Origin of the sequence: Paeniglutamicibacter psychrophenolicus, from assembly GCF_017876575.1 — a bacterium.
Lineage (GTDB): Bacteria > Actinomycetota > Actinomycetes > Actinomycetales > Micrococcaceae > Paeniglutamicibacter > Paeniglutamicibacter psychrophenolicus.
Genome location: NZ_JAGIOE010000001.1, coordinates 2214505 through 2241256 on the forward strand (window position 1 = coordinate 2214505; position 26752 = coordinate 2241256).

General features: G+C 69.6%; 24 protein-coding genes. 18 read left to right on the plus strand and 6 right to left on the minus strand.

Going from position 1 to position 26752, the window contains the following annotated elements; genetic code table 11:
* Positions 1-1325: 1325 nt before the first annotated feature.
* Positions 1326-1835, minus strand: coding sequence for a VanZ family protein (locus tag JOF46_RS10050; protein ID WP_209907166.1), 510 nt, complete (start codon positions 1833-1835; stop codon positions 1326-1328).
* 157 nt (positions 1836-1992) lie between these two features.
* Here JOF46_RS10050 and JOF46_RS10055 point away from each other — a divergent pair, with 157 nt between their 5' ends.
* A complete protein-coding gene (locus tag JOF46_RS10055) occupies positions 1993-2541 on the plus strand; it encodes a GNAT family N-acetyltransferase (protein ID WP_209907167.1) in 549 nt (182 codons plus the stop codon).
* A 30-nt stretch (positions 2542-2571) separates the two neighbouring features.
* On the opposite strand, the gene JOF46_RS22565 is transcribed toward JOF46_RS10055, so the two are convergent.
* Positions 2572-3372, minus strand: coding sequence for a DUF427 domain-containing protein (locus JOF46_RS22565; RefSeq protein ID WP_209907168.1), 801 nt, complete (start codon positions 3370-3372; stop codon positions 2572-2574).
* Between the two features lie 218 nt (positions 3373-3590).
* On the opposite strand from JOF46_RS22565, the gene JOF46_RS10065 reads away from it, so the two are divergent.
* The 12 genes from JOF46_RS10065 to JOF46_RS10120 all read left to right on the plus strand — a co-directional run bounded on the left by JOF46_RS10065 (position 3591) and on the right by JOF46_RS10120 (position 19478).
* Positions 3591-5030, plus strand: coding sequence for a J domain-containing protein (locus tag JOF46_RS10065; protein WP_209907169.1), 1440 nt, complete (start codon positions 3591-3593; stop codon positions 5028-5030).
* Positions 5031-5173: 143 nt separating this feature from the next.
* The gene (locus tag JOF46_RS10070) at positions 5174-5986 is read left to right on the plus strand and encodes a class I SAM-dependent methyltransferase (RefSeq protein WP_209907170.1); all 813 of its coding nucleotides are present in this window, start codon (positions 5174-5176) and stop codon (positions 5984-5986) included.
* A gap of 123 nt (positions 5987-6109) precedes the next feature.
* On the plus strand, positions 6110-7354 hold the full coding sequence (locus JOF46_RS10075) for a BtrH N-terminal domain-containing protein (protein WP_209907171.1): 1245 nt from the start codon (positions 6110-6112) through the stop codon (positions 7352-7354).
* Between the two features lie 90 nt (positions 7355-7444).
* A complete protein-coding gene (locus tag JOF46_RS10080; RefSeq protein ID WP_209907172.1) occupies positions 7445-8590 on the plus strand; it encodes a GuaB3 family IMP dehydrogenase-related protein in 1146 nt (381 codons plus the stop codon).
* Between the two features lie 247 nt (positions 8591-8837).
* The gene (locus tag JOF46_RS10085) at positions 8838-9338 is read left to right on the plus strand and encodes a PTS sugar transporter subunit IIA (RefSeq protein ID WP_209911799.1); all 501 of its coding nucleotides are present in this window, start codon (positions 8838-8840) and stop codon (positions 9336-9338) included.
* A gap of 268 nt (positions 9339-9606) precedes the next feature.
* Positions 9607-10458: an SURF1 family protein gene (locus JOF46_RS10090; protein WP_342592413.1), complete on the plus strand. Its 852-nt coding sequence runs from the start codon at positions 9607-9609 to the stop codon at positions 10456-10458.
* Positions 10455-10919 carry a DUF3817 domain-containing protein gene (locus tag JOF46_RS10095; RefSeq protein WP_209907174.1) on the plus strand — a complete coding sequence of 155 codons (465 nt, stop codon included), beginning with the start codon at positions 10455-10457 and terminating at the stop codon, positions 10917-10919. Before JOF46_RS10090 ends, JOF46_RS10095 begins: the two co-directional genes overlap by 4 nt.
* 154 nt (positions 10920-11073) lie before the next feature.
* Complete coding sequence (locus tag JOF46_RS22200) at positions 11074-12996, plus strand: HNH endonuclease signature motif containing protein (RefSeq protein WP_245348075.1); 1923 nt, start codon at positions 11074-11076, stop codon at positions 12994-12996.
* Between the two features lie 34 nt (positions 12997-13030).
* Positions 13031-13399: a DUF6176 family protein gene (locus tag JOF46_RS10105; protein WP_209907175.1), complete on the plus strand. Its 369-nt coding sequence runs from the start codon at positions 13031-13033 to the stop codon at positions 13397-13399.
* Between the two features lie 108 nt (positions 13400-13507).
* Positions 13508-15094 carry a glutamine-hydrolyzing GMP synthase gene (gene guaA, locus JOF46_RS10110; protein WP_209907176.1) on the plus strand — a complete coding sequence of 529 codons (1587 nt, stop codon included), beginning with the start codon at positions 13508-13510 and terminating at the stop codon, positions 15092-15094.
* A 236-nt stretch (positions 15095-15330) separates the two neighbouring features.
* A complete protein-coding gene (locus tag JOF46_RS10115) occupies positions 15331-19164 on the plus strand; it encodes a DNA helicase (protein ID WP_245348076.1) in 3834 nt (1277 codons plus the stop codon).
* Positions 19165-19166: 2 nt separating this feature from the next.
* Positions 19167-19478 carry a hypothetical protein gene (locus JOF46_RS10120; RefSeq protein ID WP_209907178.1) on the plus strand — a complete coding sequence of 104 codons (312 nt, stop codon included), beginning with the start codon at positions 19167-19169 and terminating at the stop codon, positions 19476-19478.
* A gap of 9 nt (positions 19479-19487) precedes the next feature.
* Here the strand turns inward: JOF46_RS10120 and cpaB are convergent, their stop codons facing one another.
* The 3 genes from cpaB to JOF46_RS10135 form a co-directional block, all read right to left on the minus strand.
* Positions 19488-20192 (minus strand): Flp pilus assembly protein CpaB, encoded by a 705-nt coding sequence (gene cpaB / locus JOF46_RS10125; RefSeq protein ID WP_209907179.1) that lies wholly within the window; start codon positions 20190-20192, stop codon positions 19488-19490.
* Between the two features lie 121 nt (positions 20193-20313).
* Positions 20314-20583 carry an FmdB family zinc ribbon protein gene (locus JOF46_RS10130; RefSeq protein WP_209907180.1) on the minus strand — a complete coding sequence of 90 codons (270 nt, stop codon included), beginning with the start codon at positions 20581-20583 and terminating at the stop codon, positions 20314-20316.
* A 152-nt stretch (positions 20584-20735) separates the two neighbouring features.
* Entirely contained in the window at positions 20736-21491 is a 756-nt protein-coding gene (locus tag JOF46_RS10135; RefSeq protein ID WP_209907181.1) for a 5-formyltetrahydrofolate cyclo-ligase, read from the minus strand.
* Between JOF46_RS10135 and JOF46_RS10140 the strand changes: the two genes are divergently transcribed.
* The 3 genes from JOF46_RS10140 to JOF46_RS10150 all read left to right on the plus strand — a co-directional run bounded on the left by JOF46_RS10140 (position 21490) and on the right by JOF46_RS10150 (position 24557).
* Positions 21490-22110 (plus strand): GNAT family N-acetyltransferase, encoded by a 621-nt coding sequence (locus JOF46_RS10140; RefSeq protein WP_209907182.1) that lies wholly within the window; start codon positions 21490-21492, stop codon positions 22108-22110. The genes JOF46_RS10135 and JOF46_RS10140 overlap by 2 nt on opposite strands.
* 268 nt (positions 22111-22378) lie before the next feature.
* Positions 22379-23227: a hypothetical protein gene (locus JOF46_RS10145; RefSeq protein WP_209907183.1), complete on the plus strand. Its 849-nt coding sequence runs from the start codon at positions 22379-22381 to the stop codon at positions 23225-23227.
* A 22-nt stretch (positions 23228-23249) separates the two neighbouring features.
* Positions 23250-24557: a phosphotransferase gene (locus JOF46_RS10150; protein ID WP_209907184.1), complete on the plus strand. Its 1308-nt coding sequence runs from the start codon at positions 23250-23252 to the stop codon at positions 24555-24557.
* A 10-nt stretch (positions 24558-24567) separates the two neighbouring features.
* On the opposite strand, the gene JOF46_RS10155 is transcribed toward JOF46_RS10150, so the two are convergent.
* Positions 24568-25101 carry an Lrp/AsnC family transcriptional regulator gene (locus JOF46_RS10155; protein ID WP_209907185.1) on the minus strand — a complete coding sequence of 178 codons (534 nt, stop codon included), beginning with the start codon at positions 25099-25101 and terminating at the stop codon, positions 24568-24570.
* A gap of 80 nt (positions 25102-25181) precedes the next feature.
* Between JOF46_RS10155 and JOF46_RS10160 the strand changes: the two genes are divergently transcribed.
* Both JOF46_RS10160 and JOF46_RS10165 read left to right on the plus strand, forming a co-directional pair.
* The gene (locus tag JOF46_RS10160; RefSeq protein ID WP_209907186.1) at positions 25182-25670 is read left to right on the plus strand and encodes an NUDIX hydrolase; all 489 of its coding nucleotides are present in this window, start codon (positions 25182-25184) and stop codon (positions 25668-25670) included.
* Complete coding sequence (locus JOF46_RS10165) at positions 25667-26701, plus strand: type 2 periplasmic-binding domain-containing protein (protein ID WP_209907187.1); 1035 nt, start codon at positions 25667-25669, stop codon at positions 26699-26701. Before JOF46_RS10160 ends, JOF46_RS10165 begins: the two co-directional genes overlap by 4 nt.
* Positions 26702-26752 lie beyond the last annotated feature (51 nt).

Genomic DNA, 26752 nt, shown 5'->3' on the forward strand with positions numbered 1-26752 from the left:
GTGTGTTCATCGCAGTCCTGTCGGATCTGGCCAAGGATGACGGACTCGAAGTCGCCGTCCGATTCATCTGCGACTTCGAGACCCATTCGCCGCCGGCGGATTCACACGGTGCACGGAGGCCACGATGAGGCCGCACCAATGGAATCGTTCCTGTCGTTGTGCGCGGGGCTTCGATGATCGGAGCCCCGCCTCCGTCCGACCGCACGGACCGGGACCGCGGCTTGCGGCTTGGCCCGAATGAGCCCGGTTGGGGCAACGCCCCCAGCTCCCGGCGTCGCCGGACGATCTTGGGGACCGAACCATGAAAACAATGTCCTCAAGCTGCGCCTGATGATCGTGATGCTGCCGGACGTGCCGCTCATGTTGCCGGCGCAGGGCCATATCAATACCCAAGGCCACATAGATACTCCGGCGAGCTCCACGCCACAACGGAGACTTCGCCCACTCCGTCACGAGTTGTCGCTAGCCAAATTCTTCCGGCCGACCCACCCCGCGGACTTGGCATGACGATTCAAGTTCCCGTAACTCGCGGAAGGGTTGGGCCTCTTTGGGTTTTCGCCGTGACAGGCGCCTCATGGGGGAGTCTTTGGCTCCATGCATTGGTGCGCCCCGAAGTAGCTGAACACTTCGCTGCCTTCGATCGGATTGCGTTCCCCGGGGACAAATGGGTGCCCGGGCACGACCTCGAGGGCGTTCGGGCGCAAGTGCAATGGGCGCTCGACCGCGGATGCAAGATACTCGACCGGGAAGGGCTCGCGGGCGGTATGGCCGTCTTGCCCGCCATGCTGTCGTTGAGGAACGCTCGAATCGTCGGGCAGGGAAGGAGGAAACGGTCAGCCGCTGGTATCTCCTTGGGGGGTGCCGGCGCTTGAACGTGTGGGTGTGTGCTCGCCGGCAAACGGATTCCGGGGAAGCCGGGAAGGCCGCGCCGATAGCGCAGAAGCGCACCCGTGCGTTCCGTTCCAAGCTTGTGCACCCCCCTCATGGGGGTCAGCTTTGACCAACTCGTTGCCATTAGAACCGGTTGGTCACCCATGGCTACAAGATGCTCCACGGTTTCAAGCCGGAGGCCACCACTGGATCCAACCCCCGAGTCGCGGGGGAGTGCCGTTGGCGAGTTGAAGCGAGTGTCATGGCCGGGAACCAACGATCACGACCCAGGGGGTTGACCGCTGGCCGTGGTGAGCAACCTCCGAAGCGAAGCTGTGGATGCCGGAAGAATGGCTGTGGTCTCTAGACCCCGTCGATAGACGTAGCGAGCCGAACCGGGCAAACTCGCGCATTTCTACTGCCGGGATATTCCGTGGCCGTGCTTTCGGAAGGGACTACGAAATCGAGGAACCGCTGTGCTGGATTGCGCCGGTCTCGCAAACGCGATCCGGGTCCGACCCGGATTCGGCGGCAGGACGAGACTCCAACTGCGGGTCAGTGTGCAGTCTGTGCAGGAAGAAGTGGATGCCGATGCCGAGGGCCACGCCCATGGTGTTGGCCACGATGTCCATCGGCGAGGCAAAGCGGTTCGGCAACAACAATGCCTGGCCCAGCTCAATGAGGCAAGACGCAGCGAAACCGGCAACCAGTGCGTGCGACCACTTCTTGGTCCATGCGGCCGCGAGGTATCCGAACGGGAGGAAAAGCAGGATGTTCGCGCCGAATTCAATCTTGTTGTAACCGATGAAGGAGGGCATGCCGTGTGCGTGGAGCCAACCGATGACATTGGCCAGGCTCCCGCTCACGGGTTGATCCACCGGGGTCGGCCAAAAGGCGATCATCGCCAGCGCCAGGAGGTAGGCGAGGGCAAGGAGCGCTGCGAAACGGAGATGCGACTTGGTCATGGGGCTCAGACGGATCGGGGTGTACGGAAAAGTGGTCGGCCGCATGGCCTGCGGCCCGCCACCCAAGGCAAGTCTACGGCAGGGCACCTGGGGTACCGGGCCGTGCGGACCCGCGGAATTCCCCGGATTCCGGTGGCCGCGCGCTAGCATTGCCACCATGGAACCCGCCGCGACCCAGAACCCGAACCCTGACGAAGCCGGCCTCGTGCGCCGGGCGGTCGAGCAGGACGCAGGGGCCCTGGCCGAGGCACTGGTGCAGGCCTGGCGGGCAGCCTACCCAGGCATCATCGACGCGGATTTCCTGGAATCCATGGACGTGCAGCAGATCTCCGGCCGCTGGGCGCACTCGCTCGGGCGGGACACCGGGGAGAAACCCCTGGTTGCGGTCCTGGACGGCGAGGTCGTGGGCTTTTGCCAGTTCGGCGTGCCACGGGACGAATCCGCCAAAGGCACCGGGGAACTGTATGCGCTGAACCTGCTCCCGGCCTGCTGGGGCCGCGGGCTGGGAACCTTGCTGCTGCTCGAGGCCACGGCTGCGCTGCGCCGACTGGGATACTCGACGGCCTACCTGTGGGTGGCCGAGGGGAACCGGCGGGCCATGGACCTCTACGAGCGCCACGGCTGGCACGACACTGGAACCATGAAGGAAGATGCGCGGTTCACTCCGGGCTTGCCCGAGCGCCGCTTCGCCATCGACCTGGCCTGAGCCGGGCGGCGGGTGGTCCCGATTGCCCGGCTAGTCAAAGGGCGTATGCGGGCGCGCCAGGCGCTTGCCGTCGAGGATGAAATCGGTCCGCTCGCTGTAGAAGCACACCAGCCCGGCGATCGCGGCGGCCTCGGGAAGCGGGTTGGCGTAGCTCCACGCCACGTCCCGGCCGCCGCTTGCCGGGGCCCAGTAATTGGCCGTGCCCTTGTAGGGGCACTTGCTGGAACTGTCCGTGCCCACCAGCGCATCCCACTGGACCTCGCCGGGCCGCACGTAGTAGCGGGTCGGCACATGCGTCTCGAAAAGCAGCTTGGGGTGCCGGGTCTCGGCCAGCAGCATGCCCTCTAGCTCGACGCGCAGGTGCCTGCTCGAGGCCAGGACCTCGACCCGCTTGAATGGGTCGCGCGGGTGCGCATCGATGGGCTCGTCCTCCTCGAACCAATCAAACGCCCTGAAGTCGAAGGCGACGAAGCCCTGCAGCACGGGGTCCGACAGCCGGAAGGCCGCGCCCGGAAGCGTGCGCCCGCCAACCTTGACATCCAGCGCCGCCCCTTCTGCGGTGTGCAGCGCGAAGGCGTCCTCCGGGGTCAGGATCCCGGTCTTGGCCGGGACCTCGGGGCCGGTGCCGGACGTCGGCACCAGGTGCGCCTGCACACTGGATTCGGGGACCGCATAGATCGGCACGACGCGCCGCGGTTCCCACACAAGCACGGCGGAGGACGTGTCAAGGACCGGGGTCTTCCCGAAGTTGGCCCGCACCCGTTTCTGTGTCGGTTCGTACCGGAGCATGGGCAAGGACTGGTTGATCAGGTCTGAGATTCGGGTGGCCACGGCGCCAGTATGCGCGCGCCCGGCGCGGTGGTCAAGAGAGAACATTGCTTGCAGCGGGACCGGAAGCATTCCGGCGCCCAACCCTAAACAAACGGGCCACTTGTTGGTAGGTTCGGGAGGACATCACGGATGCAGCTTGTTGGTCTTGGGGACCACGAATGGGGGATTGGGGGCGTCGTGTTTGTTGTGCGATTCTTCGGCCGTGGCGGGGCAACCACATGAGCGCCGCCAACCACTACGACGTGCTGCGCGTGAGCACCACGGCACCGGTGGCGGTGATCAGGGCGGCCCACCGGGCCCTGATGCGTGAACACCACCCGGATGCCGGTGGCGCCACCGACGCGATGGCCAAGTCGTTGAACGAGGCCCTGCGGGTGTTGGCCGACGAAAGGCTGCGAGCCGCCTACGACGCCGCGCTCGCCGGCGATGCCGATGCCGAGCGAACGCGCCGGACCGCCGAAGACCAGGCCAAGGCGAACACAGACGCGAGAGCCAAAAGCCAGCGCGACCGTGAGCGAGAACGCGTTCGCGCCGAGGCCGGGGCCCGTGCCGAGGCGGCGGCCCGGACCAGGGAGAAATGGTTGGAGTACCGGGACCCGGCAAGCCCTGCCGGTTTCAACGTCTTTGAACGCAACCGGATCAACCTTTCCGCGATGGATTGGTACACGCGTGACTATCCGCCGCTGGGGATCCGGGACGGATCCGCCAAGCGGGCGGGCCCCCTGCGGTTCCTGGCCTGGTTCCTGCTGGAACTCAACATCATTCTTGCGGGCCTCTTCGTGGCCGGCATCGTGGCGGGCAGCGCCTCGCCGGCCTGGTGGAGGATCGCGCTGCTGGTGCTGTTGGTTCCGGTGGCGGCGCTGGCCGGCGGCTGGGCCAGGGCCCGCGCCCGCGGACGCGGACTCGTGCGCTACCTGTTGTTCCTTGGCTTCGCCGGGGGGATCCTGGTCCCGGCGCTCGTCGACGGGCGCGCGGGAATGCTTGCGGCCATCGGCTGGCTGGGCCTGTATCTGCTGACCGTCGAGATCCTGCGCGCCAGCGCCACCCGGCTCCGGCGCCCGGATGCGAAGGAGTTGCTGGGCCTGGAGGAAATCACCGGCTACAACCACTGGGACCTGGGCGCCTCCGATACCGGCGACGCTGCCGGCAACGGCGGCATCCATCCGGGGAAGATCGCGGAGTTGCTCACCGGCCAGCTGCTCGAATCACTGCACGTGGTTCCCGGTGCCAGGACGCTGGCCGGTCTGTCCGTCCCCGGGAATCCGCAGCTGCACATCGGCCATGCGGTGCTGTGCGGGGACAGGCTGGCCCTTGTCGATTCGCGCTGCTGTCCCGGGGGACAGTACTACTGGTGGGAAAACCAGCTGGTCTGCAAGCTGCCCGGCGACGCCCCGGTCTTCCTGTCCCATCCCTTCCCTGGAGCCGTTCAGGAATACCGTGCCCGGTTTCCCGAGCTGAAGGTGCGGGGCTGGTCGGTGTTCCACCCGATGGACGGCGCGGCGGTGTTGGTCAACAACCGGGCCACCGGCGCAAATCCGCGGCTGGCGACGGCTGAGGCGTTCCTGGAAGAGGCCGGGGAATGGCTTGGCGACGGACCTGCACACATCGTGGACCGGGTGGCGCTCACGCGCCTGGTCAACGGCTTCGGCGCCCGGTGACTTCACCTCCTTGCCGCGGCGGGAATCGGGTGTGAACCACCGGTGACGGCCGCTTTGTCCCGGGTTTATCATGGGGGCAGGCGTTGGGCACAGCATGCCGCGAGAGGCGGGATGGAGCCCCGGCCGGCCCCAAGGAGCCCACGATGAGCGACACCGACCAATCCATCAGGCGCTACACCTCCGGCAACCTGCGCGAGCGGCTCTACGCGGCGCTGCGCAGCGCCGGGAAGGAACCGGAGGTCCTGCTTCCGGGGGACCTGGGCGACGCCGACCAGTTCCACTCCGGCGGCGCCAACGCCACCGCGGAGGTGGCCCGGGCGGCAGGCATCGGCCTCGGGACCCGCGTGCTGGACGTGGGGGCCGGCATCGGGGGCCCGGCGCGCCGCTTCGCGCAGCTCGGCGCGGTGGTCACCGGGGTCGACGTCACCGAGGAATTCGTGCTGCTGGCCCGGGAACTGAACGCCGCCTGCTCCATGGCCGGGTCCATCACGATGCTGCTGGCCCCGGCGCAGGCCACCAACCTGCCGGCGGGCTCCTTCGACGCGGCGACGATGCTGCACGTGGGCATGAACCTGGAGAACAAGCCCGCGGTGTTCGCCGAGGTGCACCGGCTGCTGCGACCCGGGGGAGTGTTCGTCATCTACGACCTGATGGGCACCAACGCCCTGGACTACCCGATGCCGTGGGCCGACGCTGCCTCCGCGTCCTACGTGGAACCCGCCGAGGCGTACCACCGGCACCTGCGTGTGGCCGGATTCACTCCCGGGACCGACGAGGACCGCACCGCGGCGGTGCTGGCGTCGATGCCGGGGCCAGGCAAGGGCCCCGCGACGCCGCTGGGCGCCCCGATCCTGCTGGGCACCGACCCCGTGGACCGGCTGGGCAACGTGGCCGCGGCCATGAAATCCGGTGCCGTGGCTCCGCGCATCCTGGTCTCGGTGCGCTCGGGCACGTGAGGGGCCCGGCGCGCGCGGCCCGGGTGCGGTGTGCCCCCACGTAGAATGTTTCACTGGCGCTGCCCCCCTGGCGTGCGGGACCACCCGCGCCGATGCGCACACGCAACACCTAAGGAGCACACCGTGGCCCAGCCGAAGAACCTGAAGAAACTCACCCGCGCCCGCATGGACCGCACCGGTGAGAGCTACACCACCGCCCGCAAGGCGATCCTGTCCGCGAAGCCCAACCGCCCGGCCAGCGCCCAGGATGCCGCCGACGCCGCCGCCGCGGCCCAGGAAGCCGAGCTGCCCGAGTACCCGGCACCCGGAAACGTCCTGCAATACGACGCCGGGCTGTGGCACCGCGTGCTCACCCAGGCCGGGGTGAAGCACCCGCTGACCGGCGAGCCGATGAGCGAGGCGCTGCTGGCGGGGCTGGCCGGCGGCATCGGCTTCATGGTCTTCACCTTCGTCTACGAGGAGACGACCACGGCAACCATCGTCACCCGGGCGCACCCCGAGCCGTACACCGCGAACCTCTTGGCCCGCTGCGGGGCCAAGGCCATGGAGCGCACCACCGGCAGCGCCCGGCTGGCCGCCGACTACCTCGACGCCGGGCTGGATGCCGGCCGCGCCGTGGTCGTGCGCGCCTCCGTGGCCGCGCTGCCGTGGATCGATGCCGATGCCGTGGAGGAATCGGATTCCATCGACCTGGTCGTGGTCGGTGAACACGGGGACGACCTGCTCATCGACGACGGCTCCGGCTCGCTGACCCCGATTTCCCCCGAGGACCTGGCCCTGGCCCGTTCCCGGCGCAAGAAGGACAAGCACTGGCAGGCCTGGATCCCGGAGCGCACCGGGCCCGACGCCGCGGCCCTGGCCGCCTCCGTGCGCGAGGCCGTCGCGCAGACCACCGGGCGCCTGCTGGGCACTTCCGAGCTGGAGGGCATCCCGGCGCACTTCGCCAAGAACTTCGGCGTCGCGGGAATGAACAACTGGGCCGAGCGCCTGCGCGACTCCACCACCAAGAAGGGCTGGACGCGGATCTTCGAGGACCCCGCACGCCTGGAATCGGGCCTGAACCAGATCCTGGGGTTCCTCACAGACACCCGCTTCGGCGGCGTGGGTGCCCTGCGCGGGCAATACGCCGACTTCCTCGCCGAGGCTTCCGCGCTGCCGGGCCTCGAGGCCCTGGGCGCGCACGCGGCCGACTACGCGCACCTGGCCCAGGACTGGATCGTGTTCACCGACCTGGTGGATCCGCAGATCGAGGTGCAGGACCGCACCGGGCACTTCGCGGTGCTCGCCGACCAGCTGGAGGTCATCGCCGCGGGCGAGGAACGCGCAGCGAAGGCGCTCGCCGAGACCCTCGGAACCCTGGCCGGCTGAAACGCGCCGCCGGGTCCGCGCCGACGCACCGCGGGCCCGGCGCGCACCGATGGGCGGCCCGGCCCGCCGGCGTGCTGATAGGGTGGTGCGGTGACTTACGAGATTGAAATCGGCCGTTCCAAGCGCGCAGCCCAGGCGTACTCCCTTGACGATGTGGCGATTGTTCCCAACCGCCGCACCCGTGACCCGCACGACGTGTCGGTGGCCTGGCAGATCGACGCCTACAAATTCGAGACCCCGATCCTGGGTGCCCCCATGGACTCGGTCATGAGCCCGGCCACGGCCATCGCGCTGGGCAAGCTCGGCGGCCTGGGCGTGCTGAACCTCGAGGGCCTGTGGACCCGCTACGAGGACCCGACCAAGGTGCTCGAGGAAATCGCCGCCCTGAAGTCCGCCAACGGCGGCCACTTCGACCCGGCCATCACCGCGCGCCTGCAGGAACTGTACGCAGCTCCCATCCAGCCCGAGCTGATCACCGCCCGCCTGGCCGAGATCCGCGACGCCGGGGTGACCGTGGCCGGCTCGCTGACCCCGCAGCGCACCCAGGAACACTACAAGACTGTCGTGGCCGCAGGGGTCGACGTCTTCGTCATCCGCGGCACCACCGTTTCGGCCGAGCACGTCTCCAAGACCCACGAGCCGCTGAACCTCAAGCAGTTCATCTACGAGCTCGACGTCCCGGTCATCGTCGGGGGAGCGGCCGGCTACACCCCGGCCCTGCACCTGATGCGCACCGGCGCCGCCGGCGTGCTGGTCGGCTTCGGCGGCGGCGCCTCGGGCACCACCCGCCGCGCGCTGGGCATCCACGCGCCGATGGCCACCGCCATCTCCAACGTCGCAGCGGCCCGCCGCGACTACCTGGATGAGTCCGGCGGACGCTACGTGCACGTGATCGCCGACGGCGGCCTGGGCACCAGCGGCGACATCGTCAAGGCCATCGCCATGGGCGCCGACGCCGTGATGCTCGGCACCGCACTGGCCCGCGCCGAGGAAGCTCCGGGAGCCGGCTGGCACTGGGGCATGGAGGCCACGCACGAGAACAACCCGCGCGGGGACCGGGTCAAGGTCGGCACCGTGGCGCCGCTGCAGCAGCTGCTCTTCGGCCCCTCGCACCACACCAACGGAACCTCCAACCTGATCGGTGCGCTGCGCCGCTCGATGGCCACCACCGGCTATTCGGACCTGAAGGAATTCCAGCGCGTCGACGTCGTGGTTTCCCCCTACGAGGCCGACTAGCACTTTAGGATCCACGCCGGGGCGACCGGGTCAGCTTCCTTCCTCCACCACGGTGGAGGCGGTGCGGACCCGGTCGTTTTGCGTCCCGGCACCCCGGCACCCCGGCAAAGGTCCGTCCCGGCAGGGATCGAGATCGGGCCAAACCCCGCTGCGCGCCGGGCCCGGGCCCGTGTACTGTACAAACCAGGCGCACACCATGCGCGCCGCACCCCCGAACACCGAACGCCGCCTCCCTCGAATCGATGCCATGACCTTCTCCCAGACGACGCCCGCAAGCGACGACGCCCCAGAGATCACCACGCAGGAGCTGGTGGTCCTCGAACTGGCGACACCCACCCGGGAAGAAACCGTCGCGGTCCTGGCCGGCAAGCTGCTGGCAGCCGACCGGATCAAGGACCTGCCCGGCTTCCTGGCCGATGTCCACCGCCACGAACACCAGCTGGCCACCGGGCTCCCCGGCGGCATCGGGCTCGCCCACGCACGCAGCGATTTCGTTGCCGCACCCAGCATCGCCGTCGGCGTGATGGCCTACGGCAAGGGACTGGACTTCGGGGCCAAGGACGGCCCGGCGCACGTGGTGCTGCTGCTGGCCACCCCGGCCTCGAGCTACTCCGGGCACCTGATGATGCTCGCCGCGCTGGCCCGCTCGCTGGCCAAGGATTCGTTCCGCGAGTCCCTGCGCCGCGCCAACGACACCGGGGTCATCGCCGAACTGGTCAATTCCACCGTCGACTTCTCCACCGTCTGAGGCTGGAGTGTCCCGTGCCGGCCGGGCCCGGCCCGGAGGCTCGACGCGAAGGGTGTAATCCCGGCCACGTTGCCGTCCCCGGCGCCCGGACCGGGCAGCACCCGCCCGCGGTGCGGGTCCGAAGCCGGAACCCGCGCCCCACCGCACCCTGCGGCACCCGATGCCGCCCCAAGCCGTGCGCCCGATTGGCCAGCGGCCCGCGCGAACGCCCCGGAGTCGCATATGGTTCCATTGGCTCTTCGAGGCCCAACCGACGTACGGTTGGAGTGTGCTGAAAACTGCCCTTAAACCCCGTTGGATCCTGGCCTTGGTCGGCGCCCTCGTTGTTGCCACCGGCTTCGTCCTGCTGAGCCAGTGGCAGTTCAACCGCTCGCAGACCGAAGCCCCGCCCCCGGTGACCACCACCGAGAAGGTCGTCCCGCTGACCAGCCACATCAAGCCGGTCAGCGAATTGATGGCCCGCGAGGCCGACCAGATGGTCTCCGCGACCGGCACCTTCCTGCCGGGCAAGCAGGTCCTGGTGAAGAACCGGATCGAGGACGGGAAGACCGGCTACTGGGTCGTCGCCGCCTTCAAGATCGCCGACGCGCCCGGCTCAAACACCATCCCGGTGGTGCGCGGTTGGCAGCCCGACGACGCGGCCCCCGCCCCGGCCCCGGCCGGCACCCTGGATCTCACCGGACGCCTGCTGCCCACCGAGGCCCCGATCTCCCAGGACGCCGGCCAGAACGCCTACGCCTCGCTGTCGGTGGCCGAGCTGATCAACGTGTGGGACGTGCCCTCCTACAGCGGCTTCGTTGTCGCCTCCACGGTGGCAGGGGCCGACGGCGCGGACCTTTCCGCCGCCGCCACCGGGCTCGTACCGGTGCACGTGGGCCCGCAGCCCCAGGAACGCCAGATCAACTGGCTGAACATCTTCTACGGCATCGAGTGGGTCGTCTTCGCCGGCTTCGCGGTCTTCCTCTGGTACCGGCTGGTGGCCGACGACTTCCGCCGGCAGCAGGAAGACATCGCCGACGCGGCGGCACTGGCCGCGGGCCTGGACCCTGCCACCGTGTACCAACGCCAGATCCACCACGACCACCACCTGCTCGACTCCCAACCCAAGGACCAGTTGTGACCGAAGAAAACTCCGCCCCGAAGGTGCGCCGCTTTGCCGGCACCCCCGCCCAGATCCGTTCCGCCGCCACCTTCTACAAGGTCCTGGCCTACGCCACCGGCGTGATGCTGCTGCTGCTCTGCGCCGAAATGATCATCAAGTACTTCGCCGGCCTGGAGCTGTTCATCGGCGGCACCCTGCTCGATGGCAGCTCCAACGCCGTCTCCCTGGTCAACCGCGCCGACATCACCGAAGGCGTCAACGTCTCGCTGGCCATCTTGATCATCCACGGCTGGATGTACGTCGTCTACCTGCTGGCCGACTTCCGCCTGTGGTCGCTGATGCGCTGGCCCTTCAGCCGCTTCATCACCATCGCCCTGGGCGGCGTCGTGCCGCTGCTGTCCTTCTTCATGGAGAAGAAGGTCCACGGCGAGGTGGACCGCGAGCTGGCCTCGCACCCGCAGGCTGCCAAGCGGTACTGACCCACTGAACGGCCCGGCTGAACTGCCCCGGGGGCGGCCAACGCATGCGCATCGACGCATCCGTTGGCCGCCCTTCGTGCCTTGCCCATCCACTTCCCCGCACATTGGGCCTCCGCGGCCGCGCGCCGGGCCCGGGCGGCGCAGACTGGGGTTCATGACCACCACCGCGCCAACCGGCACCCCGAGGGGGCAGGCACACACCGACACCGCGATCCGGCAGCTTGCCGACGCGGTGCTGGCGGTGCGTGCCGCGCAGGAGCAGTTGGGGTCCGCTGACCTGGATGCGGCCTCAGCCGCCCTGGTGCTGGGGCTGTACGAGCAGGGGAACCGGTCGATTGCCTACGGGCAGATGCACGCGGTGTTCACCGCCGACGCGCTCCAGGTCCACCGGCTGGACCCGGGCACCGCGGCGGAGATCGACGCCCTGGCAGCCAACCCGCGCGAGCTGTCCGACGGGAAAGCGAACGTGCCGGTGGAACGGATGTGCCAGGGGATGGCCCCGCACCGGAACACGAATGAGTGGATGCAGGCCCACCTGCGGATCACCGAAGCGGAGTCCAAGCGCCGGCTCGGAGGTTCCCGGCTGCTCATCGCCCCGGATCCCGCGAAGTCCGTCGCCGATGATGGTGGCCGCCAGACACCGGTGTTTCCGGTCCTGGCGCAGGCGGCCGAAGCCGGACAATCGGATGTAGGGACACTGGCACAACTGGCCAAGAAGCTCTCCTCGATGCAGACGCGCATCGCACGGCACCCGGATGCCCGGCGGTTGGCCGCCGACATCGAGGCCTCGGTCGCCGAAGCCGTCACCGGCGCGGAACCCAGGCACGGGTACAAGGCGCTGGCCGACTGGGGCTCCTTCCTCACCCGGAACGGGGCGCCGATCACCGATGCCCAGATCCGGGCCAAGCGCGGATTCTTCTACAAGGGACACCGCGATGGCTGCGACGAGTACCACCTGTCCTGCGACCCCGTGGATTCCGAGGCCATCAGGGCGTTCGGGGAGGCGTGGACCAACCCGCGCTCGAGCAAGCTGCCCCCGCCCTCGGTCTCGACCCGCGGCCCCGTCACCCGCCCCACCACCAACGCCCCGACCAACACGGTAGGCGGCACCGCCGCCGACGAGTCAGGCACCTTCACCTCGGATCACGCCACCGAGACCAATGCCACCGAGACCGATACCACCGGGGCCAGCAGTGCCGGGACCCACACCCCCGGCACGGACACAACGCCTGGCAATGACCAGGGCCCGCGGTTGGTGATAGTCCCGGATCCCGGCGACAGCACCACCAAGGACGCCACCCCTGGCGGTTTGGCACCAGCAGGAGCACCCGCCCCGGAGTGGGCACTGGCACCGGGCACCGACCCGGAACAGGCGCCGCGCTCGGAGTGGTCCTGCGGCCCGCCGGCGCCCGGCACCTCAGGCAACGAACCCGACTCCACCGAAGATCGGCAGGGGTGGGAAGACCGGGATTCGCGCACCGCCCCGCAATTGCTGCTCGACGGGCTCATCGCCGCGATCACCGGTGCCCTGAACGGCACCGGGGTCCCGGACTCCGGAGGCCTGCCGGTCAAGATCGGGGTGCTGATCGGCTACCGCAGCCTGCTGGGCCAATGCGAAGACGCCGGGATCACCGCCCACGGCAAGCCCATCTCGGCGGCGAACATCCGCCGCTTGGCCTGCGACGCCGACCTGCTGCCGGCGCTGCTCGGATCCGCCGGGGAAATATTGGATCTGGGCCGGACCGTGCGCGGATTCACCCCGGCGCAGCGCCGGGCCATCGCCATCCGCGACCGCGGCTGCGTGGTCCCGGGCTGCCACCGCCCCGCCTCCACCAATGAGTACCACCACGTCAAGCCGTGGCAGGAGGGCGGAGTGACCAGCGTCGACAACGGCGCAAATATCTGCCAGCACCACCACCTGATGATCCATGCCGGGCTGATCACGCTGAAGATGATCAACGGCATTCCCTACGTCGTCGGCCGCGCGGGCCAGCCCCGCGGGGACCCGGAACGCAACCTCTACTGGCACCCCGAGCTGCGCACCGCCGGCTACACCCCACCGATGTTCACCGACTAGCCATCCCGCTGCGTTCCCGCCTAGGGTCGATGTCGTGGATATCGAATTGAGCAGGTTTCGGGTGCTGCCCGGCAAGATGGACGTTGTCGAGGCGTGGCTGGCGTTCCTGAACGAGAACATGGACGCCGTCCTGCAGACCCTCGAAGGGGAGCGGATGGTGGTGGAGACGATCTTCCACGAGCAACTCGCCGGAGTCGACTACCTGTACTGGTTCAGCATCCAGGTCCCCGGCGGGATCGACGTGCGGGACTCGGGCCACTGGATCGATGCCAAGCACCTGGAATACTGGCGCGAGTGCATCGACCCGTCATACCCGCACGTGGACCTGGCCCCGAAAGTGGCGATGCTCCCGGCACGCGTGCGCACCGGCTTGGAATCCGCCGCAGGTGAAGCGAGAGAATGACGCCAGGGCGTCGTGCGGGCCGCACTGTGACGGGGCCCCGCGTAGCGTGCGTCACTCCCGGCCGGTTGAAGATGCAAGCAGGCTCTCCGGGCGGCTAAGCTTAGGCGCGTGACCAACACTCCCAGCACCCCAGAGCAACAGCCGGTTCTGGTCGTCGATTACGGGGCCCAGTACGCACAGCTGATTGCTCGGCGTGTACGCGAAGCCAACGTGTATTCGGAGATCGTCCCGCATACCTTCACCACCGAACAGATTCTCGCCAAGAACCCGGCGGCAATCATCCTCTCCGGAGGTCCCTCGAGCGTTTACGCCGACGGTGCCCCGAGTGTCGGTGCCGACCTTTTTGAGGCAGGTGTCCCGGTTCTGGGCATCTGCTACGGCTTCCAGGCCATGGCCAACGCGCTGGGCGGAACCGTCGCCGAGACGGGCCTGCGCGAATACGGCGCCACCGATGCCACCGTTTCAGGGGCGGCCCGCTCCATCCTTGCCGGTATGCCGGAAAACCAGAACGTCTGGATGAGCCACGGCGACTCCGTCTCCAAGGCCCCCGAGGGCTTCGAGGTCCTGGCCACCACCGCCGGCGCACCGGTTGCCGCGTTCGCCAACGAGGCCAAGCGCCTCTACGGCGTGCAGTGGCACCCCGAGGTCAAGCACTCGGACCACGGCCAGCAGGTCCTGGAGAACTTCCTGTACAACGGCGCGGGCCTGACCCCGTCGTGGACCGCAGCGAACATCCTGGACGAGCAGGTCGACAAGATCCGCGAGCAGGTCGGTACCGGCCGTGCCATCTGCGGTCTGTCCGGCGGAGTTGACTCCGCCGTGGCCGCCGCCCTGGTGCAGCGCGCCATCGGCGACCAGCTCACCTGCGTGTTCGTCAACCACGGGCTGCTGCGCGAGGGCGAAGCCGAACAGGTCGAAACCGACTTCGTCGCCGCCACCGGTGCCAAGCTCTACATCGCCGACGAGCGCGAGCGCTTCCTCACCGCGCTGGACGGGGTCACCGACCCGGAAACCAAGCGCAAGATCATCGGCCGCGAGTTCATCCGCGCCTTCGAGGCCGCCGAGACCGCGATCCTCTCCGAGGCAGCCGACTCCGGTCAGCCCGTGAAGTTCCTGGTCCAGGGCACCCTGTACCCGGACGTCGTGGAATCCGGCGGCGGCGAGGGCGCCAGCAACATCAAGAGCCACCACAACGTCGGTGGCCTTCCCGAGGACCTGGACTTCGAGCTGGTCGAGCCGCTGCGCGCGCTCTTCAAGGACGAGGTCCGTGCCGTGGGCAAGCAGCTTGGCCTGCCGGCCGAGATCGTCATGCGCCAGCCGTTCCCCGGCCCGGGCCTCGGCATCCGCATCATCGGTGCGGTCAACGAGGAACGCCTGGAACTGCTGCGCAAGGCCGACGCCATCGCGCGCGCCGAGCTGACCGCCGCCGGACTGGACGAGGAAGTCTGGCAGATGCCGGTCGTCCTGCTGGCCGACGTGCGCTCCGTGGGCGTGCAGGGCGACCACCGCACCTACGGCCACCCGATCGTGCTGCGCCCGGTGTCCAGTGAGGACGCGATGACCGCAGACTGGTCGCGCCTGCCCTACGACCTGCTGGCGAAGATCTCCAACCGGATCACCAACGAGGTCGACGGGGTCAACCGCGTGGTGCTGGACGTCACGTCCAAGCCGCCGGGAACCATCGAATGGGAGTAAGCCCCACGGCGTAAGCGCGCCGACGGGAATGTTCAGGGGGAGGCCTACGCCAGGTCTCCCCCTGAACTGTATGCGCAGGTGCCCCGGCGCCCTGCGCGGCAACGGGGCCGGTGCGAACGTGTTTCGGTTCGGCACCGGGGCCCCGTTTTGCACTAGGTTGGTAAGGGCTGGCTGTATCCGTGCGGCAATGCGCCACGCGGCCGCGGCCGCATTCGCAGCAGAGGTGAAGGGACGGTATGGTGACAGAGCACCAGCAACACACAGATGAATTGGTCTCCACGTGGGTTGACTCCCTGGGCCCCGGGGTGGGGACCGACACGCTGCTGCGTTTCGCCCCCTCGGTGTCCAACAGCATCGACATCACCCACGCCCACCCCTCGGGGCTGGCCCAGTTCCTGGCCGGACGACGCACCCGGCTCTCCACGCTGCTGCGTGACTCCGACCAATACGACTCGGCCCGCCGCACCGCCGACGCCCTGCGCGGGAAGATCCGCGAGCTCTGGGACGAGCGCGGCATCGACGTCGGATACCTCTCCGCCGGCCAGGCCAACTGGCGCGCCGTGCACGAGGGCCGCAGCGAACAATTCAACGCCCCGATCATGCTCGGGCGCATCGTGCTCTCGGTGCGCGAGGACCAGGACGACTTCGAGATCCAGCTGATGGGCCGGGCCGAGTTCTCGCCCGCCCTGCTGCGCTACTTCAAGCGCCAGCACCAGGTGGACATCGACGTCGAGGGAATCAACGCCGCCGCCTACTCGATCGCCCGCTTCGACCCGACCCGCGCCATGGACGCGCTGCGTTCGCAGGTTGCCGACGTCTCCGGCATGGTCATCGCCCACCGCCTGCTGATTTCCACCTTCGCCGACCTGGCCGATCCGGCCGACCCCGGCACCATCAACGTGCAGCACCCGGTGCTGGCCCGGCTCTTCGACGCGGAAATCAACCGCACCGATGATTCCGCGCACGTCCCCGGCCCGGCGGCCCCCGGCGCCAAGGCCGGCCAGCCCGCCACCCGCCCCCGCCGCACCAGCGACCAGCGCGACCCGGCCGACGAGCTCCTGCTGCTGGATGCCGACGAATCCCAGCAGGCGGCCCTTGACCTCATCGAGGCCGGCGAATCGGTGGCCATCAGCGCCCCGGCCGGCAGCGGGCAGACCCAGACGGCGCTCAACGCCGCCGCGGTGCTCGCCGCGGCGGGCAAGCGCGTGCTGGTGGTGGCCGAGCGCCGCTCCAGCGCCGAGGAATTCGTGTCCCGCTTCGCCGAGCTGGATTTGGCCGGCACCGCGCTGCTGCTTTCCCCGGAGGACGACCCCGATGCGCTGCGCAACCTGCTGACCCGGGCGATCCTGCGAAACGAGCGCGCGACCGAACCATCGCTGGGCAAGCTGCACGCCGCGCTGCGCGACCACCGCCACGCCCTGCTGGAGCACGTGCACTCGCTGCACTCGACCCGCGCCCGCTGGGGCTGCTCCCCGTACCGGGCCATGCAGGAACTGGCCCGGCTCACCTCGCTGTCCCCGGCCCCTGCCACCACGGTGCGCCTGAAGCGCTCGGTGCTCGACTCGATCACCGACCGCACCGCCACCACCGCCAAGCTCACGCGTGCCGCCGAGCTCGGCGCGTTCGTGCGCGCCTCGGCCTCCAGCCCCTGGTACGGGGCACGCCTGCGCAACAAGCGCGACACCGACACCGCCCTTGACCTGGTCACCGGCCTGCAGCGGGACCTGCCGATCCTGCGCGACCACATGCTCAAGGTCGCCGCGCACTCCGAGATCCGCCTGGCCGACTCCTACAACAAGTGGGGCGAGCAGCTGGACCTGCTGGTTGCGGTGCGCGGCTCGCTGGACAAGTTCGAGTCCGACATCTTCGACAAGTCCGTCGAGGACCTGATCTCCGCCACCGCCTCGTCGTCCTGGCGCCGGGAACGCGGCATCGAGATGAGCTCGATGACCCGCTCGCGGCTGCGCAAGGTCGCCAAGGACTATGTGCGCCCCGGCGTGCACGTCTCGGACCTGCAATCCGCGCTCGAGGCCGTGCAGGAACAGCACCTGGCCTGGCACCACCACGCCACCAGCCAGCGCCACCCGATGGTCCCGGCCGGGCTGCTTGACGTCAACGCCGGCTACCAGGACGCCGGTGCGCGCCTGGACAAGCTGGCCACGCTGCTGCCCGCCGCGGCCGGTGCCAATCTGCGCGACGAATCCATCACCACGCTGCTGGAGCGCATGGGCAGGCTGCTCGAGCACCAGGGCGAGCTGGCCCAATTGCCCGAACGCACCCTGATCACCGAGCAGCTGGCCGAACACGGCCTGGGCGAGCTGATGGACGACTTCCGGGCACGCAACGTCACGCCCGACGCCGTGCCCGCTGAACTGGATTTGGCCTGGTGGCAGTCCGCGCTCGAGGCCATGATCTCCGGCGACGACTTCCTGGCCATGAACGACGGGGAGAAGCTGCGCCGGCTCGAGGCCGAATACCGGCTGGCCGACTCCGCGCACGTTGCCTCCGGGGCCTCGCGGCTGCGCTGGGCCCTGACCAAGAACTGGAAGGCGGCGCTGGCCGACCACCGCGCGGCCTCGCGCGAGCTGCGCGCCATGCTCAAGGACGGGGAACCGGCGATCGCCGACCTCGCCGCCTTGGGAGACGAGCTGCTGAACTCGCTGTGCCCGGTGTGGGTCGGCTCCCCGCTGCTGATCCCCGCCACCGTCCCGGCGCAGATGGAATTCGACGCGGTGATCCTGCTCGATGCGGACTCGCTGTCGCTGCGTTCGGTGCTCGGCTCGATCTCCCGCTCCAAGCAGGTCATCGCGTTCGGCGACACCATGATGGGCGCCCCGAACCCGTTCGAGGTTTCCGTGGACCCCACCGCGCACGCACGCATCGAACCGGCCCCGATCTCCGCGATGGAATCCCTGCAGGCGGTGCTGCCGCTGTGCCGGCTGGCCACCGCCTACCGGGGGATCGACGAGGGACTGACCGAGTCGCTTTCGCACGACTTCTACGAGGACTCGCTCTCCCGGCTGCCCGCCGCCCGCTCGCTGGGTGCCGGCACCCCGGCGCTGAAGGCCGAGTACGTGATGGACGGCACCGGGTCCCTGGGCGCCGACGGAGAATCGGTGGAGACCACCGTCGCCGAGGTCCAGCGCGTCGTGGACCTGGTCTTCACGCACCTGGCGCGGCGCGGCGAGCAGACCCTGGCCGTTGTCGCCGGCAACCGCCGGCACGCCTCCGCAATCGCCGAGGGCATCCGCGTGCAGCTGCCCAACCACCCGTGGGCGACGAAGTACTTCCGCACCGCGGCCGAGCGCTTCCTGGTCACCAGCGTCGACAGGCTGGCCGGGTTGCAGCGCGACTCGATCATCTTGTCCCTGGGCTACGGACGGACCACCCACGGCAAGGCCGTGCACGACTTCGGCTCCCTCTCGGTGGCCGGGGGCGACGAGCTGTTCGTCAACGCCGTGACCCGGGCGCGGGAGTCGATGGTGCTGGTCTCGGCGCTGCGCCCGCAGGACATGGACCTGTCGCGGATGCGCTTCGGCGCCTACCGCTTCCTGGAGCTCTTCGGCCGGGTGCTCGGCGGGGACTCGGGCATGTCCGCCACCGCGACCCCGCTGCAGGACCCGCTGGTCACCGACCTGATGTCGCGGCTTTCGGACCGCGGGGCCATCGTCACCCAGCACTACCGCGGGGTGCTGGACATCGCCGCGCATGCACTGGATGTCACCGGCAACGGCACCGCGGTGCCTCTGGCCGTGGTGTACGACGGCACCCAGGGCTACCGGGAACTTTCGGTACGCGAGCGCAGCCGCCTGCGCCCGCAGCTCTTCGAGGCCCTGGGCTGGCGCTACGTGCCGCTGTGGACCATCGACGTGTTCTCCGACCCCGACCGGGTCGCCAACATGCTGGCCGGCTTCCTGGGTCTGGACGGCGACATCGAGGGTGCCGGCGACGGCACCAAGGATGGCGCCGGCGAAGGTGCGGCCAACGCCACGGCCGCCGGGACTTCTGGCTCCGCAACCCCGAATGCCGCCGGCCCCGGCCCCCGTGCCTCGGACCTGGCCGATGCCTAGCCATGCCCGCTGAGCAAGACGCGCCGCGGCGCAAGAAGCCGCGGCGCTTCACCGCCCCTCCACAACGGGTCAGCGAGTCGACGCTGGTCGGGGTCTTTGAAATGCCCCACGGTTCCGGCCGCCCCGCGGCCAACGCCGCCGGGAACCCGGAAGCCGGCACCCGGCCACCGAAGCCGGCGAAGAAGCCGGGCCCCGCGAAAACCGGCCCGGTCCTGGAGCAGCGAGCCACGGAAGACGACCCGCGGCGCTGGGGAGATGCGGACGACGATCTGGGCGACTGGATGAAGGCGCAGCGACCTCCGCACTGGGACTGACCCGCCCGCCTACGGGTTCACCAGGACCACCGAGACCTTGCCGCGCTGCGCCGCGGTGGAAAGCTGCTCGGCACTGCCCGGGCCGGCGCCCACCACGATCAGCCCGCCCTGGCCCGAGCCGGCGGCCACCGACCACGGGGCCTGCCCGTCCGGCTGGGTCTGCGACCCGGTCCACAGGATCGGCACGGCCCGCGCGAGCACCCGGGAGACCAGCTTTGTCTCGAACCCGTTGCCCTCGGTGAGCACCACATCTACCAGCTGGCCCGCCCGCACCAGGGAAGCGGTCTGTTCGTCGTCCAGCCGCAGCGGCACCGCCACCGACCCGGAATCCAGCCCGGCCAGCAGCCCGGGCCCGATGACCATGGTGGGCAGCACCGGGGTGCCGGCCGGTACGGGAATCGCCAGCCGCGACCCGGCCGCCGGGGGCTGGCGGTCATAGGTGCCCGCGGGCACCAGGGAGCGCGCCACCGGCTGGCTGCGCAGATCCCCTTCACGCAGCGCGGTGCCAACCGGCAGGTCGCGCGCGGCGACCAGCACCTCGATGCGTTCCTCGGTGTCGGGGGCCAGCACCGCCAGGGACACGGCCACCGAGAGCATCAGCAACGCCGCGGCAAGATGCCTGCGGTACTTGGCGAACAGCTCCGGGCCCGTGCGGCGGGGCACCCGGGTGGCGGCGGACGGGCGGGCCATGGCGGAGCGGCGAAAAAGGGTCATGCCCTTAAGCAACTCATGGGCCCCACCCAAACGGATGGAGCCCATGGCGAAGCGGTGATACCGGCGGCCGGGGCGGTGTCCCTGTGCGGGCAAGTGCGCCGCGGCCCGCCGGGTAAGTGGCTTAGGCGGAAGCCGACGCGGAAACAGGTGCGGCGGCGGGCGCCGGCGCGGCGGCCTTGGTGCCGGCGGCGGCCGGGGTGCTGGAGCTGGTGGTCGAGCGCGAGTCGTTGCGGTAGAAGCCCGAACCCTTGAAGACCACTCCGACGCTGTTGAACTTCTTGCGCAGTGCGCCCTGGCATTCGGGGCAAATGGTCAGTGCCTCGTCGGTGAACGACTGGACGACCTCCAGGCCGTGGCCACAGTCCTTGCAGGCGTAAACATAGGTAGGCATATCGATCCTTTCGCACGGGCTTTGCGTGCATGGCGCGGGCCGCCGGGGCAGCAAGGCGGCACGGCACGGCACCCGGGCAAGCGACTGTTGATGGGGGAGTGCGGGCGCCCGAGGGCGTCCACCTACACCAATTCTAACGCACCCGCCCGCCGCTACCGGGTGAGGTTGCGCACCCCGGAGGGCAGCACGACAGCTTCGACCCGCTGGTCGAAGGGTTCGACGGGGATCTGCCCGGCCGCAACGAACTCGTGCTCGAACAGGATGCTCACCAGCTTCGGGCGCTTGCCGGGCCCGGGAAGCGAGGAGATGAAGCGGTCGTAGTAGCCCCCGCCCTGCCCCAGCCTCTCCCCATCGGCATCAACGGCCTGCGCGGGCACCAGGATCACATCGACCTGCGCCATCAGCCCGGGGCCGAAGCGCTCACCGACGGGTTCGTCGATGGGGCCGACCGAACTGCGGGCCATCTCGACGCCGGGGTGCCAGCGCGTCCAGGACAGCCGGCGTTCCGGTTCGCAGATCGGCACGTAGATCGTGTACCCGGCGCCATGGAGCCGGGCCAGCAGCCCCTCGGTGGGCGGCTCGGCGCCGTAGGACAGGAAGCAGGTCACGGTCCGGCGCGGTGCATTGGCCTCAAGCCACGGCACCAGGTGCCCGGCGAGCAACGCCATTTCGGCTGCGCGCGCCACCGCTCCCATGGCCCGGCGCCGGGCACGAAAGCGGTTCCTCACCTCGTCCTTGGAGTTCATCTGTGTCACGATCCACAGTCTATCCCCGCCGGCGCTGGCCACCGCGGCCGCCGAAGCCGCGCCGGGATCCGAGGCGGTTGCCGGCCCCCGGTCCGCGGATCGCGCCACTGCGGGAACGGCGGTGCAATCGCGGGGCCCGCGGATCGCTAGGATTGTGGACATGTCCGAATTTGAACGCCACTGGCCCGTCACGGTGCAGGGCCCGCGCCTGGTGCTGCGCCCGATGCGCCGCCGCGACAAGGCCGAATGGATGCATTTGCGCCGCACCAACGAGCAGTGGCTGACCCCCTGGGACGCGACACTGCCCGAGGGCAGCGGCTACCCGGCGGACTTCGCGGCGATGGTCTCCACGCAGAACCGTTCAGCGCGCCTGGGCCAGTGCCTGCCCTGGGCCATCACCCTTCCGTCGCTGCACTCCAAGCACGCCCCGATCGTCGGACAGCTGACGGTCTCCTCGATCATGTGGGGTGCGGCGCGCAGCGGATCCATCGGCTACTGGGTCGATGTGCGCCACGCCGGGGAGGGCATCGCGCCGGAGGCCGTGGCGATGGCGGTGGACCACTGCTTCAAGGCGATGGGCCTGCACCGGATCGAAATCAACATCCGCCCCGAGAACGGCCCGAGCCTGCGCGTGGTTCAAAAGCTGGGCTTCCGCGATGAGGGGCTGCGCAAGGACTTCCTGCACATCAACGGGAACTGGGCCGACCACCGCAGTTTCGCGCTGACCGAGCCCGAGGTCCCGGACGGGATGCTCAACCGGTGGCTGGGCATGACGCAATAGCGACACAAGCACCCCAAACACCCCGAAATCCCGAATTTGTCCAGAGTATTGCCAGACACACCGGGTCGAATGCGGCATCACACGCGCAAGCATGCTTAATGTGGTTGACGTGGACGTTTCACATCGGCAACAAAAGCCCGCGGCAACTTGCGCACGCAGGGCCGAGGCAACGCCAACGAACCGCCACGACGGAGTAAACCGGCCCCCAGGACACTGGGCCGGGCGGATCCGCCCAAAGAAGTCAGTCGCCAGCCGACGAAGGAGCAACATGGCACCGGTAGCATCCCACGCTTCAGCCGCGTCACGGTCGGCTGCGCAGGCGCCCTTGCGGATTTTCTACGACCGCCTGGCCGTTGCCCTGCTCGGATGCCTCGCCGTCCCCACCCTGCTCATCGGCGGGGTGCTCGCCCTGGTCTCGGTGGTCTCCGGCTGGGTTCCGCTGATCGCCCTGCTCGTGGGCCTGGCCAGCTTCTCCACGCTGCGCGGCCTGGCCGTGCGCGACCGGCGCAAGAAACTGCTGGCACGCCTGGATGCCACGCGCACCCGTGCCATGGAAACCGGCCGCACCCCGGTGGCCGAACCGGCGAAGAAGGCCGCCGAGGTCTTTGACGCCCAGCCGAACTCCAACAAGCGCCCCCCGCGGCTGACCGTCCAGGAATTGCGCGCCGAGGCGCTGCGCATCGCCCACAAGGGTGCGGCCGTCCAGCGCCCCGAGGGCTGGGAGCCCACCGAGGTCCCGCTGCCGCAGTACGTCGTGGCCAACACCGCCAAGCGCCAGGCCCCGGCCCCGCTTCAAGCCACCGAGGCACCCAAGGCATCGTCCAATGCGACGCTGCGCGCCCAGGAGGCCGCCGCACGCCTGGCCGAGGCCACCGGCGCCGCCAACGCGGCCACGGATTCCTCGATTGCGACCCTTCCCGTGGTCCCGGCAACCCCCGTGGTTGCTCAGGCCGATCAGGCCCCCGCCGCACGGGCACCGTCGGCCGGATCCGCGCCCTCGACCGCGCCGAAGACCGCCGCCGAACCATCGTCGGACAACGGCCCCCGCGCGCCGCGCACCGAGAAGTCCGCCGACCGCATCAACCTTGACGACGTCATGCAGCGTCGCCGCGCCTGACCGGATCCACTTCGGTGACGCGATGACAGCCGGCGAACCCGGCCCCGCGCCCCCGGGGGCCGATGTGGCACGGAAATCCGATGCCGCAAGCAGGCCGGATGCCGCGCGCATGGTCGATGCCGACGCCCGGGAACTTGCTGCCCTGCCCGCCGCCATCCCCGAGCTCGTACGCCGGCTGGGCGGCCGCGTGCACACCGGAAACTGGGACTACGAGGCCAACCGGCTGCGTATCCAGCACCGGCCCGGCGCCGGGATCAGCGCGATGTACCGCATGCCCGCGGGCACCGGATTCAACGAACTGGGCGTGAGCACCGAGGCGATCCGGGTACCCGGCGTCGCCGCCACCCGGGTTTTTGCCACCAACCGCACCCCCGGGGTCACCGTCAGCGGCTGGATCCACCCCCACGACCCCAGGCTCCCGGCCCTGGCCCAGGCCGCGGACCGGGCATTCGTGCAGGAAACCTGGGGCGAGGCGGAATTGCTCACCAAGCTCAAGATCGTCGCGTACCGGCCGCTGCGCCGCGCGGTGCTCCGGGCCACCTTCACCACGCGCGGCCCGCTGCGCATCGCACGGACGATCTACCTGAAGGTGGGCCGGCCCCAGGCGATCGAGGCCCTGAACCGCCGCCACGAGCTGCTGGCCGGAACCCCGGTCCCGGTGCCCCCGGTGCTTGGCCCCGCAATCGCCGGCGTGCTGGCCCTGGAGGCCGGGATCGGGGAATCGCTCTCGGCTGCCATCAGGCCCCATTCCGGCGCGGACCTGGATCCCCGGGACTTCATTTCCCTGCTCGATGCGCTGCCCGGGTCGGTCATGGAGCTGAAACCCCGGGCGGCATGGAGCGATTCGACCAGGCGCTACCAGCAGGCAGCGGCCCTCGCCCTGCCGCATCGCGCCGGGCGGATCGAGGAGCTCACCGGGCGGATCGAGGCGCATCTTGCGGCCTCCGACCGCGGGGACAAGGTGCCTGCCCACGGGGACTTCTACGACGCGAACATCCTGTTGGACGGCGGGAAGATCACCGCACTGCTGGACCTGGATTCGCTGGGGCCCGGGTACCGGGTCGATGACCTCGCCTGCCTGCTGGGCCACCTGGCCATCCTGCCCACGCTGGGGGAGAAGAACGACGGCGCCGCCGGTGCCCTGGAGCGTTTCGCCGCGGTCTTCGAACGCGGCGTGGACCCACGCGCCCTGTGGGCGCGGTCCGCCGCGGTCGCGCTGACATTGATCGCCGGGTCCCGCGGCCTGGGCGGGGAACGCTGGCTGCAGGTGGCCGAGGCCCGGCTGCGGGTCGTCGAGGCGCTGGTGCGCCGCGCCGACTCCCGCGTCTAGCCGGCGCGGATCAGAGGGTGCCGGCCCGGTGCTCGGCGGGAACCTGGCCGGGTTCCTCCGGGATCGGTCCGCCCTGTCCCTTGTGGTGACCGAAGACCAACGTGGTTTCGGTGTGCCCCACGGACTCGTCGGTGGCCAGGTTGTCCAGCACCCAGTCGCGCAAGGCCTCGGTGGAGCTCACCGCGATGTGCAAAAGGTAGTCGGTGACCCCGGAGGTGTGGAACATCGAGAGCACCTCCGGCAGCTGCGGCATCTTCTGCGTGAAATTGTCGATCAGCACGCGGTCGTGCACCCGCAGCCGCACCGAGATCAGCGCCTGCACGCTGCGCCCGACCGCCGGCAGGCTGACCTCCGCGTGGTACCCGGTGAGCACCCCGCGTTCGACCAGCGCACGGGTGCGCAGCAGCGCCGTCGAGGGTGCGATCCCGGTCCGCTGCGCGAGCAACGCATTGCTTATGCGCGCATCATTGACCAATTCCTGAATAATCCGACGGTCAACGGCGTCAAGATCAACGGGTTGTTGCGGAAAAGTTGAAGGTGCCATGCTGATATTCCATCACAGTTGTCCATGCTTCGGGAGATTTGGACCCCGGGATTCCGCCGCCGACACCCTAAAATGGAAGAATGACTACCCCTGAACCCCCGGTCCACCCCGGCTTTGACACCCGGCTTGCCGCCTACGCCGTGGTGGTCCGCGATGGTTCGATCCTGCTGGCGCTGTGGGACATGCGCGGCCGGGACCCTCAATTCGTGCCGCGCTGGACGCTGCCCGGCGGCGGCGTGGAGCTCGGCGAGGGGATCGCCGCCGGCGCCATCCGCGAGGTGGAAGAGGAAACCGGGTACCGCGTGCGCATCGATGAGCTGCTTTCGGTGGACTCCGGGGTGATCCCCGCGCACAAGCGCTACAGCGGCACCGAACACCCCATGCAAACCGTCGCGGTGCTCTATTCCGCCACCGTCACCGCGGGGGAATTGCGCCACGAGGCCGACGGCACCACCAGCCAGGCCGCCTGGTTCCCCCTGGCGGAGGTCGCCTCGCTGAACCGCGTCGAGCGGGTGGACGCCGCCATCGCGCTGTACCGGGAAAACCTGCACAAGGAAAGCACCAGATGATTCGCACTACCGGGCCCCTGGGCCTTCTGGGCATCGGCGCCCTGCTGCTGTCCCTGGCCGCCTGCACCTCGGGCACCGAGGTGAGAACCTCGCAGGCCGCCACGACGCGCGAGCTGGTGCTGGTCCAGGGCCCCGACGCCACCTCCCAGGCACTGGGCCACGCCTACCGGGACATGCTGGCCGACGCCGGAATCAATGCACGGCTGGCCGACCCGGCCACGGACCCGGTCGGCGAGGTCCTGGCCGGACGGGCCGACTTCACCGCGGCGGGATCCAGCAGGCTGCTCACCGCCCTGGGCAAGCTGCCCGGCGCGCACGGCCCGGAGGCCACGGCATCGGGGACCTCCGCCGACGCGACCGGGAACGCCTCCGCCTCCGAGGGCGCCGACCCCGGCACCGAATCCACGTCCGGGAACGCCTCGGTGGCCCCCGGGGACCTGGACGCCGCACAAACCAAGCGCGAGCTGCACGCCCTGGCACCGGGCGGATTCGCGGTGCTGGAATCGGCCGACGCCGAACGCACCGGCACCCTGGTGCTCACCGCAGCCACCAGCGCCCGGGACCAGCTGGTGAACACCTCGGAGCTGGCACCGCTGTGCCCGCAGCTGGAATTCGGCATCGCTTCAAGCATCAAGGCGGAACTCACCTCCCAACTCGCGGCCAAGCTCGCCTGCCACCCCGAGGCCGTCACCGAGCTGAGCGACGCGCAGGCCCGCGGCGTGCTGCCGGTGATCAGCGACGAGGTCCAGGTCCAGGCCACCACCCTGGAGAACGCCGGGATCCCGGACAACGCGCTGGTGGTGCTCCAGGGTGCCGAGAAGCTCTTCGCCCCCGAATCCATCACGCCGCTGATCACCACCGACGGGGTGGGGCAGGACGCGGTCAAGGCCATCAACAAGCTCAGCTCCGCGCTGAAGCAGGAAGACCTGCTGAACCTCAACCGCATGGTCACCGGCCGCGACGCGCTGGAACCGCCCAAGGCCGCTGACGACTGGCTCACCGACAAGGCACTGGTCGCCGGACAAAGATGACGCCGCGGCTTCACACTCGCCGCAGATCGCGAGTTGGCTTGCTCACAGTGC

Bases quoted from the DNA above. Each gene is read 5' to 3' on its own strand.
- JOF46_RS10115 (WP_245348076.1), top strand. From the start codon at position 15,331: ATGGTGACAGAGCACCAGCAACACACAGATGAATTGGTCTCCACGTGG.
- JOF46_RS10050 (WP_209907166.1), bottom strand. From the start codon at position 1,835: ATGACCAAGTCGCATCTCCGTTTCGCAGCGCTCCTTGCCCTCGCCTAC.
- JOF46_RS10130 (WP_209907180.1), bottom strand. From the start codon at position 20,583: ATGCCTACCTATGTTTACGCCTGCAAGGACTGTGGCCACGGCCTGGAG.
- JOF46_RS10135 (WP_209907181.1), bottom strand. From the start codon at position 21,491: ATGTCCACAATCCTAGCGATCCGCGGGCCCCGCGATTGCACCGCCGTT.
- cpaB (WP_209907179.1), bottom strand. From the start codon at position 20,192: ATGACCCTTTTTCGCCGCTCCGCCATGGCCCGCCCGTCCGCCGCCACC.
- JOF46_RS10145 (WP_209907183.1), top strand. From the start codon at position 22,379: ATGGCACCGGTAGCATCCCACGCTTCAGCCGCGTCACGGTCGGCTGCG.
- JOF46_RS10070 (WP_209907170.1), top strand. From the start codon at position 5,174: ATGAGCGACACCGACCAATCCATCAGGCGCTACACCTCCGGCAACCTG.
- JOF46_RS10140 (WP_209907182.1), top strand. From the start codon at position 21,490: ATGTCCGAATTTGAACGCCACTGGCCCGTCACGGTGCAGGGCCCGCGC.
- JOF46_RS10055 (WP_209907167.1), top strand. From the start codon at position 1,993: ATGGAACCCGCCGCGACCCAGAACCCGAACCCTGACGAAGCCGGCCTC.
- JOF46_RS22200 (WP_245348075.1), top strand. From the start codon at position 11,074: ATGACCACCACCGCGCCAACCGGCACCCCGAGGGGGCAGGCACACACC.
- JOF46_RS10150 (WP_209907184.1), top strand. From the start codon at position 23,250: ATGACAGCCGGCGAACCCGGCCCCGCGCCCCCGGGGGCCGATGTGGCA.
- JOF46_RS10065 (WP_209907169.1), top strand. From the start codon at position 3,591: ATGAGCGCCGCCAACCACTACGACGTGCTGCGCGTGAGCACCACGGCA.
- JOF46_RS10120 (WP_209907178.1), top strand. From the start codon at position 19,167: ATGCCCGCTGAGCAAGACGCGCCGCGGCGCAAGAAGCCGCGGCGCTTC.
- JOF46_RS10085 (WP_209911799.1), top strand. From the start codon at position 8,838: ATGACCTTCTCCCAGACGACGCCCGCAAGCGACGACGCCCCAGAGATC.
- JOF46_RS10165 (WP_209907187.1), top strand. From the start codon at position 25,667: ATGATTCGCACTACCGGGCCCCTGGGCCTTCTGGGCATCGGCGCCCTG.
- JOF46_RS10155 (WP_209907185.1), bottom strand. From the start codon at position 25,101: ATGGCACCTTCAACTTTTCCGCAACAACCCGTTGATCTTGACGCCGTT.
- JOF46_RS10160 (WP_209907186.1), top strand. From the start codon at position 25,182: ATGACTACCCCTGAACCCCCGGTCCACCCCGGCTTTGACACCCGGCTT.